The organism is Chryseobacterium joostei, from assembly GCF_003815775.1.
GTDB classification, from domain to species: Bacteria; Bacteroidota; Bacteroidia; order Flavobacteriales; family Weeksellaceae; genus Chryseobacterium; species Chryseobacterium joostei.
In genome coordinates this window covers 1,393,602-1,406,835 of record NZ_CP033926.1, presented here as the reverse complement: position 1 = coordinate 1,406,835, position 13,234 = coordinate 1,393,602, and the positions used below count along the sequence as shown (strand labels likewise).

Below are 13,234 nucleotides of genomic sequence, written 5' to 3'. Positions count from 1 at the left end.
TCCAGAAACTTTGCAAAAAACACTATGATATACATCACATTGAAACCTGATACTGGTCAAGAAGGGAAATTTAATTTGTATATAATAATTGCTTATTTTTAGATAACCTATTTATTTGTTATGTCTTACAATATACCCTAATGTCTTACAGGTCTTACACATGATGAAGTGGTAGCTTTCCGGCAACGAAATGGATATAATCGTTTGGAGGGGGTCCATAAAAATACATGGTTTGATCTGGTCATTGATATTTTAAAAGAACCTATGCTGATATTGCTTATCATTATTTCTGTCATTTATTTGATAGTAGGGAATTATGGTGAGGCTGCTTTTATGTTTGTGGCTATTGTTGCGGTAACTGCTATTTCTTTTTATCAGGATAATCTTAGTAAAAAAGCTTTGGAGGAACTTGAGAAGCTGAACGAACCTTTAAGTAAGGTCATCAGAAACTCGCAAATAATGGAAATTCCAACCCCATGAAATTGTTGTAGGTGATTTAAGTGTTACTAAAGAAGGAAAAAATATAAATGCTGATGGAATGATTGTGCACAGCAATGATTTCTCTGTGAATGAATCATCTCTTACGGGTGAACGTTTTCAGTTTTTAAGGATAGTAAATCCGAGGACAATCTTGTGTATAGCGGTACAGTTACAGTTTCAGGTTTGGTAGTTTTTAAAGTTAAAAAAATAGGCTCAGAAACCCGTGTAGGAAAAATTGGGGAATCTCTATTGAATATAAAAGAAGAAATATCACCGTTACAGATCCAGATCCGAAAGTTTGTAAAATGGATGGCTGTTATTGAGATCATTATTTTTCTTATGATTTGTATCTTCAGTTAAATTAAAACCGGAGACCTCATAACAAGTCTTCTTAGTGGATTAACCCTGGCAATGTCTTTATTACCTTAGGAAATTCCTGTAGCATTTACAACCTTTATGGCGTTGGGAACATGGAAGCTTATGCATCAGGGAATTATTATTAAGCGAAGCAGTATTGTAGAAACTTTAGGAAGTACTACCGTTATATACACTGATAAAACAGGAACCATTACAGAAAATTCAATGCACTTGAAACATTTGTACGATTACCAATCAGGAGGGACTTATGGAGAAAAAGAATTTAGTGTTGAAAATTTGAAAAAACTTATTGATTATGCAATGTGGAGTAGCGAACCTGTCCCTTTTAATCCTATGGAAATCACTCTGCATAACACCTATCGGCGGACTCAAAAAAATGATGCAAGGAAAGAATATAAGATGTTTCATGAATATCCGCTTGAAGGCAAGCTATTGTTTATGAGAATGAGCCCATGGAAAAAAACGCAATGAAACAGCCGCCAAGAGCCATCGGAGATACTTTTTTAAGTTTGAGTAAGTTGGGAATCAGCTTTATTCAGGGGGCGTAATAACCCTCGGAGTTTTTTTGTATATCAGTTTACAGTTCAAAATTGAGGTGATGAAACCAAGACAAGGGCAATGGTATTCAGTACATTGATCTTTGCCAATATATTACTGAGTTTTGTTAACAGATCATTCTTTTATAGTGTGTTGGAAAGTTTCAGAAACCGTAATCCCTTGCTTATTGGTATTTCTGCCTTAGTTCTGGGGTTTCTTTTTGCAATATTATATGTAAAGCCTGTCTCTCTATTCTTTAAGGTAACAGCACTTAATATAGGTGAATTGGGATTCACTGTTTTCATCGCAGCGTTTTCTGTTTTATGGTTTGAGGTTTATAAATATGCCAAAAGAAAATATGATAATATGTATGAGCAAGGGTAATAATTACCTTTAAAAAAGCAGAGTATTTAAGTCCGTCTCTTCATCTGGCAAGGTCATTTTTTTTAGTGACTGATGTCATTTCTTAACATTACTAATTTGATGAATTTTACACAAGCAAATTAATAACCAAGAAGATTCGTGCAACATGTGGTTTGTTGGAAAATTCTGACAAAAGGAGGAGTATTCATTAAGGAGTGGTCCTCCTTTTAGTTTAAAAAAAACAATTTTAAGATTATGATAGGAAATCAACACCCATGGCATGATGTTTCTCCGGGAGAACATCTGCCTCAAATAGTTACAGCAGTTATTGAGATTCCCACCGGTAGCCGGACAAAATATGAAATAGACAAACACTCAGGGTTAATCAGATTGGATAGGATTCTTTTATCTTCCATGTATTATCCTGCCAATTACGGGATCATACCACAGACCTATTACAGTGACGGAGATCCGTTAGATATTCTTGTGCTATGTTCGGAAAACCTCGTTCCCCTTACTCTGGTTAATGCAAGGGTAATAGGAATAATGGAGATGACGGACGAAGATAAAAAAGATCATAAAATAATAGCGGTGGCTGAAAATGATTCTTCTATGCTGCACATTCATGATATTGAAGATCTGCCGGCTTATACCATTAATGAGATTCAGAATTTTTTTGAAGAATATAAAAAATTAGAAGAGAAAATAGTACAGGTATTTGGTTTCAAAAATAGGAAAGAAGCTTTCACTTGTATTGAAGAAAGTTTAATGATGTATATCAAAGAAATTAAACCCAAAATAAAAAATATTTAATTGGGTTCTTTTTTGCCTATCTTAATAGTACGTTGGCATTATGTAAGGATAAATGAATTATAATTTTGAATGATTAGGCAGCAATCATCTTTTTTGTTTTTCGTTTTCTTTTCTCTTTTTATTAAAATAACCCCTTAGCAAAAAATTGTTCTTAGCGGCGGCTTCTATTTCTCTCAATTCACCGACACCTTTTTCAATATTAATGATAGTGGAATCTACAGACTTCCCTAATTTAGGATTGTTGGTAAGTTTCGATAATACATTCTCATCATTATTTATTTTCGACGTAAATTGAATAAGATCATCAGAGCTTTTTTCAAGATTGTGCAATGTCTTTTCTATTGAAAGAGCTAAAGAATCGTTGGAAGATAGTTGAGAAAATACATTGTTTTTGTCGTTTAGTTTTGTTGTAAACCTACTGATTTCTTGAGAACTGTTCCTCAAATTAGAAATACTGCTTTCAATATTATCTGACCATTTCTTATCGGTAAATATTTTTGATGCAAATCCATTTTTATTATTCATAAGGGAGGTGAATTTTGCCAGTTCTCGGGAGCTTAGTTGCAGGTTTTCTATGGTCTTGTCAATTCTCGAAGCAAAATCTTTATTGGTCATTATTTTTGTCAATAAACTATTCTTGTTATTCATTTTACTGCTGAACTCCACAAGCTCATCAGTAATTGCTTCGGCATTGTCAGTACTTTGTTTTACACTCGAGAGTATATCATCTATCTCGATAGTTTTATAAGAAGTAATGAAGTCATTATCCTTCACTATAGTGTTAGATTGGGGGCCGGGGGTAATAATAAGTATTTTATCACCCATTAATCCGTCAGATGCAATGCTGGCAACTGCATCAGTTTTGATATATTTTTGAACATCCTTTCTTATTAATAGCTTTACCAAAACCAATGAATCTGAAATAAAATTTATTTTGCTGACTGTTCCAATGTTAATTCCGGAAAGGCGGACATTACTGCCTTGCTTTAATCCGCTGACGTTTTTAAACTCAGAACGAAGAACGAAGTTAGAGCCAAACAAATTTCTGTTGACCCCAATAAAGTAGATGGTTGCTATGAAAAGAAGGATGCCAGCTGTGACAAAAATTCCCAATTTCCAGTTGTTTGATGACTCGTTGTTCATGATTACTTTATTTATTTCTCAAAAAAAGATTTTACCCAATCATCGGCATTATTTTCTATGTCTTTATAGCTGCCTTCAGCTTTAATGATACCGTCTTTAAGGACGATGACCCTGTCACCGGTATATTTTGCACAGGTTAAATCATGTGTTATGATAAGGGATGAGGTATTGTATTTTAGTTTGATATTTCGAATGAGCCCGATAATTTCACGGGCTGTAATGGTATCAAGCCCTCCGGTAGGCTCATCATAAATGATAATTTCCGGTTTAATTATTAATGCTCTTGCCAGCCCGATTCTCTTTCTCATTCCTCCGGAGAGCTCTGCCGGCAATAGGTCAATCGCTTCCTCCAGTCCTACATTTTGTAACGCTTCTTTAACAGCTGTTTCTATTTCCTGCTCATTAAGCATTTTATTATTGTGCTGCAATGTAAAAACTAAATTCTCCCTGACGGTCATTGAATCATATAAGGCTCCATTTTGGAATAAAAAACCAATCTTCATTCGGATCAGGTTGAGTCCTTCCTCATCCAATTTTGTTATATCTTTTCCTGATATAAATATTTCTCCTTTATCAACTTTGGTGAGACCTACAAGACATTTAACAGTAACAGATTTCCCCGAGCCTGATTTTCCTAAAATGACCAGATTTTCTCCTCTTTTAACGGTAAAGCTGATACCATTGAGTACCTTATTACTGCCATATGATTTGTAAACATTTTTAAATTCTATCAATGTTTCGCAGTTTTGTAATTCATTATGCTCAGCTGTAAATTTTTCCCTATTTTCCATTATAATTCAAAAAATAAGTCGGTTATCTGTACTGCAATAAGATCAATGATAAAAATGATCAAAGATGCTGAAACTACGGCTGAATTTGCCGCTTTTCCTACACTTTTAGTTCCCCCCGAAGCATTAAATCCCTCATAACAACCAATAATTCCAATAAAAAATCCGAAAAAGAATGTCTTAATGATAGCCGGTAAAATATCTTCATATTCTAACGATTGAAATACATGGGAGAAATAATGTTCAATATTGCTTTCACTATGCATATTGATGCCGACAAAGCCGCCCATAATCCCAATCAAGTCGGCATATAGTACTAAAACAGGAATCATTAATGTTGTAGCAAGAGTTCTGGTTACCACCAGATACCGATAAGGATTGATCGCTGAAACCTCCATGGCGTCAATTTGTTCTGTGACTTTCATAGAACCCAGTTCTGCTCCAATTCCTGACGAAACTCTTCCTGCACAAATCAAAGCCGTAATAACTGGTGCAATTTCCCTTATTAATGACAGTGAAACCATACCAGGTATCATAGATTCTGCACCGAACCTTGCCATAGCCGGACGTGACTGTATGGTAAGGACTAATCCCATAATAAAAGCCGTTATCGTTACTAAAGGCAACGACTGGTAACCAACAACAAAACATTGTCGTATAAACTCTTTAAACTCAAATCCCGGTTTGAAAATTTCTTTAAAAAATCGCCGGGAGAATAAAGCTATGTTGCCTGCGATGCTAAGGTAATTTTTAAAATAAGTTTTCACGATGTTTCATTTAAAATATTCCAGTGCCTTTTGTTTATGATCTATAGGATTATGCCTATCAACAAAACCGATAGCATGCAGTGCGTAAAAAATGGGTATAGGCCTATTATTTATAAATTATACTCATAATCTACCTCTAACTTATTTTTTACATCCTTTATACCAGGGGTTTTCCATGCAATACGACCAGCTTCCTCCTTTTGATGCCAGGTATGTACCGTGCCCGTTAATATGGCAGTCGTTCCGGATACTGATACACTGATTTCACTATTATCAATCGAACTTCTGTCAAGTGCCCTCTCAATATCACTCTTTTCAACAGTGTCCCGGATTTCTGGGTTAATGGTGATATTATTGTAAATACCTGTAACGCCGGGAAGATACTTAACGGCATTTTCTGTAATTTCCCTTAAATACTCCCAAGATACTTCACCATCCAGATCCACCCAGCCATCTTCTACTTTTACTGTTATTTTTTCTTGTGGAATAAATGAGTTTGCATTAAATGCAGTTATAATTTCACTGGCGATTTCGACATCGGTTTTTGAGCGGGGGTCCGGTAATTTTACTTCAATATCTTCTACCAAAACCCTTACCCCTGTAACATTTTTTGCGGCATGCTCAGCCTGCAGCTTTTTTGCATAACTGTCTACATTACCTGTAAGGGAAACAATTCCGTTATTTACAACAACACCAATTTCTGCTGAATACAGCAAAGGTTCCCATTGAATGGCATCCTGAACATCTTTTTGTAATTCTGCATTTGTTTTCATTTGTTATACGATTTTATACTTCAAAGTTCCGGCAACTTCGCAGAATATAAGATGACTAACATCACAATGAATCATGATGTTAATCAGGATAAATGTTTGGTGGTGTGTATTTTATTATTGAAATTTGGATAGCTATGTACGCGTGAAGCTTAAAAAATAATAAAAATGGACAAAACTATTTTAACAATAACACTGAACCCATCAGTAGACAAAAGCAGCAGTGTTCAAAACATCGTTCCTGAAAAGAAGTTGCGTTGTAATTCCCCTATATACGAACCGGGAGGAGGTGGGGTTAATGTATCCAGAGCCTTAAAAAGATTGGGAGTAGTCTCAGATATTTTTTTTACTTCAGGGGGGAGGACCGGCAGACTGCTTGAAAACTTGCTTAAGGGCGAAGAGCTGAATGTATTCCCTTTTCATATTACTTCAGAAACGCGGGAAAATTTCATTGTTTTGGATCTCTCTACCAACAAACAGTATCGATTTGGATTTCCCGGAGAAGAGCTGACGCTGGAACAGCAAAAAGATATTCTAAGCATTTTGCCTACCATAAATCCCTGTCCGGATTTTGTCGTCATCAGTGGTAGTCTGCCAACAAACACAAATCCGAATTTTCTAAGAAGACTTGTTAATATCTATAAGGCAATGGGAACTAAGGTAATTATCGATACTTCAGGAGAAGCTCTGAAAACAGCGGTAGAAGAAGGGGTATTTTTATTAAAACCTAATATTGGAGAACTTGCCTTTTTAGTGGGAAAAGAAAAACTGGAAGAAACTGATATAGATCATGCTGCCCGGTTTATTATTTCACAGGGTAAAGCTGAGATTGTGGTAGTGTCGTTGGGCTCTCAGGGAGCTGTCTTATTTTCAGAAAGTGAAAAAATTAAGATCGCGGCACCGGTTGTCGAAGTGAAAAGCACTGTTGGTGCCGGAGACAGCATGGTTGCAGGAATGGTTTCAGTTTTGGTAAAAGGGGGTAATTGTAAAGAAGCCCTTTCCATGGGAATTGCTTGTGGATCTGCCACTACAATGACCCAAGGAACAGGACTTTTTACTAAGGAAAATGCAAAGCATTTATTTTATGAAATATGGAAATAATTCTTACTCAAAAAAGATATATCACATTTAGAACTAATTTTAGTCTGAGAATTTATTCTATTATATGTGAACGTAAAAGCCAAGCCATTTTCTGATGTATTTCTAATAGGCGCGTTATAAAATGCCCTGTTGCTATATCGTGTAAGTCATCCTTACAACTCATGATATACTCACAAAGTATTAGAATTAGACTCTCATGATCTTGTAACAATTCTGTAATAAAGGCCTGGCCGTTATGCCTTTCCTCAATCTGCTCAGTAAAATGAGTTAATCTTAAATACGATTGTAGCGTTGCCGGTACAACATGACCGAGGGAACGTATTCTTTCTGCGATGCTGTTTATGATATCATCCAATTGTTTGTATTGAGTTTCAAAAAAAACATGTTTGCCATAACAATCAGCTCCTTCAACATTCCAATGGGCATTTTTAGTTTTTGTATACAAAATGTTTTCATCTGCCAATATTTTTATAAGTTGATCAGCGATTGCCTGACGATGATTGTTTGCTATTCCTATCTGTATTTTCATTTTAATTGATTTTACCGTTTTTTATACTGCAGACAATACATATAACTATTCAGCGGACATTCCGCCGTCAATAATCTGAGTTGTCCCTGTAATGAACTTGCTGTCTTCGCTTGCAAGAAATAAAACCAGTTTTGCAATTTCAATAGGTTCCGCATATCGTCCCAGCGGTATCGCTGCCTCAAATTGTTTTCTGATTTCATCACCGTGTCCAGCAGAAGAGCTCTCTTCTATAGAACGCATCATCCTGTTATTTACAGGAGAAGGATGAATTGTATTTACTCTGATTTTTCGCGAAGATGCTTCAAGGGCCATAGTTCTCATAATGCCAACTACAGCATGTTTGCTTGTTACATAGGCGCTTAATCCTGCAAACCCCAATATTCCAGCCACAGATGAAGTTATAATGATGCTTCCACCATCGTTCATCTGGGGCAAAACATATTTATTACCCAGCCATACACCTTTGACATTGACGGATATGATTTTATCAAAAATATCCTCAGGATAATACTCAATTGGCTTTACAATCCCTTCAATACCTGCATTGTTGAAAAACACATCTATTTTTCCAAATAGTTTTATGGTCTCAGCAACATAGTGTTCAACTTCAGCTGTATTTGAGACATCTGCAACACAATATTTTATATGCTCACTGTTAAGTTCTTGAACAGCATCTTTTAGAGAATTTTCAGAAAGATCTACCAGCATTACTTTTGCTCCCTCTTCTAAAAATATTTTAGCTGTAATTTTTCCTATGCTTCCAGAACCACCGGTTATGATGGCAACTTTGTCTTCTAACTTTTTCATAATTTCAACGGTATTTAATGAATAGATTTTGGTGATTTTTTTGATAATAATGTATATGAACCGATAATTGACTTGCGGAATAGTCATCTTCTACAGGTCAAAGATTAAATCCAGGATTAATAAAAATCATATTCATAATTAACGTCCAGTTCATTTTTTACATTCCATATACCCGGAGTTTTCCAGGCAATACGGCCGGCTTCTTCTTTCTGATACAATGAATTTGCAGTTCCCGTTAAGGTTACTGTTGTTCCTAAAACGGATACTTTAATATCATTATCATAAATTGAACTTCTTTTCAAGGCATCTTGAATGTCTTTTTTTTGTATTGCATCGTCTAATTCTGATTTAATTGTAATCTTATTGATCAAGCCCTTTACACCGGTAAGATATTTTACCACGCTGGCCACCTCTTCCTTTTGGTAATGCCATGGTAATTCCCCTTCTAAGGTTACCCATCCATCTTCCACTTTTACCATTATTTTATCATCAGGAATAGAATAATTAGATCGTAATGCATCCAGTACTTCCTTGGCTATTTCAGCATCTGCCTTTTTCAATGAGCTTGGAAATTTTACTTCAATATTTTCAACTAAAGCCTTAACACCGGCAACTTTTTTAGCAGCATTTTCGGCCTCAGCTTTTTTTGCATAGTTATCAACTACGCCGGTAAGGGAAATCACACCGTCTTTTGCAATAACTCCAATTTCTGCTGCATGCAGTAATGGTTCCCATTTAATGGCATTTTGAACATCTCTTTGTAATTTTGCATTTGTTTTCATTTCAATTTTTTTTGATTAATAAATGTTTAAAGTTTGTTAATTGGAAGAATTTTATAATTGTATCAAATTCTTATATTATTTTTTACTTAAAAGATTTTCTATTGTCTTAGCATATGCTTTTCTTCAGATTCATGGTTATGCTTTATGTTAATTCATCCCAAAGGTCAGTAACCTGCATGAGAAATAATATGATACGTATCACTGCGAAAAATGATGCTGATCAGTTCAACAATTCAATCTTTTAAACGCATAAAATCTTAAATCGAATTTCTTATAATAAGCGTTTGGATAGCTTTGATAAAAAATAGATGAAAGTATAAGTGATATCATTTTTTTTAGTGATGGCAGTCATTATTTGATAGTGTGGTAATTTGGAAATTTGTGGTATAAACTTCATATTATGAAAGCCTTTTTAACATTCACCATTATTTTTTGCTTTGCAATAATTACGCAAGCTCAGGATATAAAAACAGGGCAGGAGATTTCTTCTTTACTAAAAGACAATGGTATGCTCTCAAAACTGCATTATCCTCAATCGGTTATTAGGTTTTATGCCGGAATTAATTCTGAATTTGCGTGGATTACCGCAGAAAAATCAGATCAGCCTGAAACCGCAATGTTACTGTTGGAGTATTCCTATCGATTTGGTCTGTCTTTGTCTGATTATCATTGGGATTCCATTTCTCTTCAGAAGTTAAGAAAATTGCGAGATACTCCCGTTGAAGAGAATCAAAGTGAGAAAGCTGAGTTCGATATTCTTATGACGGATGCTCTTATCACTTTCATCAATCATCTGCATTTAGGAAAATACAACCCTTTGTACAAATCATCATATATTGATTCCAATGATATTAATGGATTTAGATCCGACGATATATTACAGAATGCAAGACAGCAGACAGATTTTCTTAAGACAATCCTCGAGATTCAGCCTAAAATAAAAGAATATGCGGACTTCCAGAACTATTTAAATACACTGTATGAAGAAGGTGACTGTATAGCTCCGGAAAGTGAATCTGAAAAAATAATGATCAATATGGAGCGCTTACGATGGATTGATACGAATGATACTTCCTATATTCTGGTAAATATTCCTTCCTATACATTGAAACTTTATCACGAGGGTAATGTATTTGATTTTAAAGTTATTATAGGAAATCTAGCCACTAAAACACCAGTTTTGAGGAGTAGTATTACTTATTTTACGACAGCGCCTGACTGGAAGGTTCCTCAAAGTATTTTTGTAAAAGAAATGCTGCCTAAAATCTTAAAAAACCCTCAATATTTAGAGGACCATCATTACTCAGTTTATGATAAAAATGGAAATCAAGTTGAAATAAGTTCATCAAAACTAAAAGAGATTCGTCAAAACCCTTACCGATATAGTGTAAGGCAGTCATCCGGTTGTGATAATGCATTGGGAGCGGTAGTTTTTAGATTTGAAAACTCTTATGGAATATACCTCCATGATACTTCTCAGAAACAATTATTCAATAAAGATGATAGAGCTTTGAGTCACGGATGCATTCGTGTTGAAAATGCTCAAGAGCTCGCAGCTCTCCTATTAAAAGACGATGGCTCAGGAAGCAAGATTCCTGTTTTAGAAAGTGCAATGTCAGAGTATAAAAGAAAAGATTTCGTTCTAAAGCAACCTGTTCCGATTATTATAACCTATCTGACCTGTCTTATAATAGATGGAAAGCCTGTATTATATAAAGATATTTACCATTTAGATGATTCATTAGAAAATATGTTTAACCAAAATAAATAATCCGATTATGAGAACGATTTTAGTCGCTACAGACTACTCAAAGCCAGCGAGAAATGCTGCCTTTTATGCTCTGCATTTAGCCAATGCCCTGAAGGCTAACATCGATTTATGCCATGCCTTTGGGTTACCGATTGAAAGTCCAATGCTTGGGCAGATCGCGTGGTCTGTATACGAATATCCAGATTTATACGAAGAAAATACAAAAGAGCTTAAAAAGTTGGCAAGGGCACTGGAAGACAGAGAAAAAGTTATATGGGGAGATGAAGCTTTCCCATTTCATCCTTCAATACATTATGGAAGTGAGGGAGGTGATGCCGTTCATGTGATCAACAATATGGCAGCCGATAAAAAGCCGCTTCTTATCGTAATGGGTATGCAGGGAGCAGGGATGCTTACCCGTTTTATTTTCGGAAGCAACAGCATACAGATGATTGAAAACACAAAGTATCCGCTTCTTTTAGTTCCATTAAACCATAAATATAATGGGCTTAAGAAGATTGCTTTCGCTACAGATCTGAATAAAAAAGACATAAAAACAGCCCAATTATTAATTGAATTTGCCAAATACTTTGATGCTGAGCTTTTAATTACCCATATTATTCAGAGTGATAATGATGTGATCCAGGATGCCACTTATGAACATAAGAAAGAGACGTTTCTAAAGAACCTGAATGGTAAAGTTTGCTATAACTGTATATACAGTGAAAATATAGATTATGGCTTGGAAATATTAAAATACAAAGACATCGATATGTTAGTGATGGGCCATCATGACAAAAGTTTTTTCAAAAGACTATTTTTGGGAAGCCATGCCGCAAGACAGGCTGTAGAATTGGAAATTCCACTATTAACGATTCCTGAAAATGGTCATGTTCATTTTTGAATATTTGAATTAATTATTACATATAATTGTTTATAATAAAAATAATATTGAATACGAAAATATTTTCATAGTTCATATATGTTCATTATGCTAAAATGTATAACTTTATATGGCTGCATAATACGATAACTATGGAAAGTGCCAAACTGTTGCAAGCCATTATTGAAACGGCTATTGACGGTATTATAACCATTGATGACAGGGGGAGAATAGAAAGCCTGAATCCCTCTGCATTAAAAATATTTGGCTACAAAGAACAAGAATTAATCGGGAAAAATATCTCAGTCTTAATGCCGGAACCAGACAGGAGTCGGCATGATGGTTATCTACTCAATTATCAGACTACCGGCGAAAAAAAAATCATCGGAAAAGGAAGAGAAGTAAAAGGTTTAAGAAAAGATGGTACACAATTTCCATTCAGGCTTGCAGTGAGTGAAGTTCAGTTTCAGGAAAGAATTATTTACACAGGATTTATCCATGATCTTTCCAAAGAAAAAGAAGCGGAAGAATTTCTTAAAAAGTATACGTTAGAGCTGGAAGAACTAGTCGAAAACCGTACAAAATCGCTGAAAAAAATGCTTCATGAGCTGGAAGAAGCCAAGGAAGAAGCTAATGTATCTTTGGAAAAAGAAAAAGAACTGAACCGTATGAAAAGCCGTTTCGTATCAATGGCATCTCATGAATTTCGTACGCCTTTAAGTTCTATGCAGCTGTCTGTTATTTTGATAGAGAAATACCTTCAGGTTTCAGACAGTCTCCAGATTGTAAAGCACCTTCATAAAATAAAGACCGCTATTGGGAGTTTGAACGGCATTCTCAATGATTTTCTTTCATTGGAAAAGCTGGAAGCAGGGATTGTACATCCTAATCACTGCCTATTTGATGTCATCAGGTTTTCAGAAGAACTAACGGAAGAAATGCAGCTTATCACCAAAGAAGATCAAATTATAATTTACCAGCACACAGGATCAGAAAGTGAAATCAATTTAGATCAAAATTTATTGAAGAATTGTCTGATGAACCTGATGAGTAATGCTATAAAATATTCCGGAGAACACACCCTGATTGAGTTTTCCACAGAAATAAAAGAAAATCAATATGTATTTTCGGTAAAGGACAATGGAATAGGAATACCTGAAGATGATCATTCTGCTCTTTTCCAGCCATTTTTCCGCGCTCATAATACAGGAAACATACCCGGAACGGGCTTAGGTCTCAATATTGTACAGCGCTATGTCAGTCTTATGGATGGGAAAATACATTTCAAAAGCACATTCGGTAAAGGAACTGAGTTTACTTTATCATTTCCTAAAAATTGATAA

Annotated in this window: 12 protein-coding genes and 1 pseudogene; 6 read left to right on the top strand and 7 right to left on the bottom strand. The window is 35.2% G+C overall.

From position 1 onward, the window contains the following. The first annotated feature begins 168 nt into the window (after window positions 1-168). Both EG359_RS22940 and EG359_RS06525 read left to right on the top strand, forming a co-directional pair. Window positions 169-1,779, top strand: a pseudogene (locus EG359_RS22940) (HAD-IC family P-type ATPase). Between the two features lie 234 nt (window positions 1,780-2,013). Then, window positions 2,014-2,571 (top strand): inorganic diphosphatase, encoded by a 558-nt coding sequence (locus EG359_RS06525; RefSeq protein ID WP_076350813.1) that lies wholly within the window; start codon window positions 2,014-2,016, stop codon window positions 2,569-2,571. A gap of 84 nt (window positions 2,572-2,655) precedes the next feature. On the opposite strand, the gene EG359_RS06520 is transcribed toward EG359_RS06525, so the two are convergent. The 4 genes from EG359_RS06520 to EG359_RS06505 form a co-directional block, all read right to left on the bottom strand. Next, a complete protein-coding gene (locus EG359_RS06520) occupies window positions 2,656-3,714 on the bottom strand; it encodes an MlaD family protein (protein WP_076350815.1) in 1,059 nt (352 codons plus the stop codon). 11 nt (window positions 3,715-3,725) lie between these two features. After that, entirely contained in the window at window positions 3,726-4,505 is a 780-nt protein-coding gene (locus EG359_RS06515) for an ABC transporter ATP-binding protein (protein WP_076350817.1), read from the bottom strand. Further along, on the bottom strand, window positions 4,505-5,269 hold the full coding sequence (locus EG359_RS06510) for an MlaE family ABC transporter permease (protein ID WP_076350819.1): 765 nt from the start codon (window positions 5,267-5,269) through the stop codon (window positions 4,505-4,507). The genes EG359_RS06515 and EG359_RS06510 overlap by 1 nt, the downstream gene beginning before the upstream one ends. Before the next feature lie 110 nt (window positions 5,270-5,379). Beyond that, a complete protein-coding gene (locus EG359_RS06505) occupies window positions 5,380-6,042 on the bottom strand; it encodes a BON domain-containing protein (RefSeq protein ID WP_076350821.1) in 663 nt (220 codons plus the stop codon). 165 nt (window positions 6,043-6,207) lie between these two features. Between EG359_RS06505 and EG359_RS06500 the strand changes: the two genes are divergently transcribed. Next, a complete protein-coding gene (locus EG359_RS06500) occupies window positions 6,208-7,140 on the top strand; it encodes a 1-phosphofructokinase family hexose kinase (RefSeq protein ID WP_076350823.1) in 933 nt (310 codons plus the stop codon). 52 nt (window positions 7,141-7,192) lie between these two features. On the opposite strand, the gene EG359_RS06495 is transcribed toward EG359_RS06500, so the two are convergent. The 3 genes from EG359_RS06495 to EG359_RS06485 all read right to left on the bottom strand — a co-directional run bounded on the left by EG359_RS06495 (window position 7,193) and on the right by EG359_RS06485 (window position 9,258). Next, the gene (locus EG359_RS06495) at window positions 7,193-7,669 is read right to left on the bottom strand and encodes a Dps family protein (RefSeq protein WP_076350825.1); all 477 of its coding nucleotides are present in this window, start codon (window positions 7,667-7,669) and stop codon (window positions 7,193-7,195) included. Between the two features lie 45 nt (window positions 7,670-7,714). Beyond that, window positions 7,715-8,476: an SDR family NAD(P)-dependent oxidoreductase gene (locus EG359_RS06490; RefSeq protein WP_076352055.1), complete on the bottom strand. Its 762-nt coding sequence runs from the start codon at window positions 8,474-8,476 to the stop codon at window positions 7,715-7,717. Window positions 8,477-8,592: 116 nt separating this feature from the next. Further along, window positions 8,593-9,258 carry a BON domain-containing protein gene (locus tag EG359_RS06485; protein WP_076350827.1) on the bottom strand — a complete coding sequence of 222 codons (666 nt, stop codon included), beginning with the start codon at window positions 9,256-9,258 and terminating at the stop codon, window positions 8,593-8,595. Between the two features lie 400 nt (window positions 9,259-9,658). Between EG359_RS06485 and EG359_RS06480 the strand changes: the two genes are divergently transcribed. From EG359_RS06480 to EG359_RS06470, 3 genes are all read left to right on the top strand, one after another. Further along, window positions 9,659-11,029 (top strand): L,D-transpeptidase family protein, encoded by a 1,371-nt coding sequence (locus tag EG359_RS06480; protein WP_076350829.1) that lies wholly within the window; start codon window positions 9,659-9,661, stop codon window positions 11,027-11,029. 7 nt (window positions 11,030-11,036) lie between these two features. Further along, window positions 11,037-11,912, top strand: coding sequence for a universal stress protein (locus EG359_RS06475; protein WP_076350831.1), 876 nt, complete (start codon window positions 11,037-11,039; stop codon window positions 11,910-11,912). A gap of 131 nt (window positions 11,913-12,043) precedes the next feature. Then, on the top strand, window positions 12,044-13,231 hold the full coding sequence (locus EG359_RS06470; protein WP_076350833.1) for a PAS domain-containing sensor histidine kinase: 1,188 nt from the start codon (window positions 12,044-12,046) through the stop codon (window positions 13,229-13,231). Window positions 13,232-13,234 lie beyond the last annotated feature (3 nt).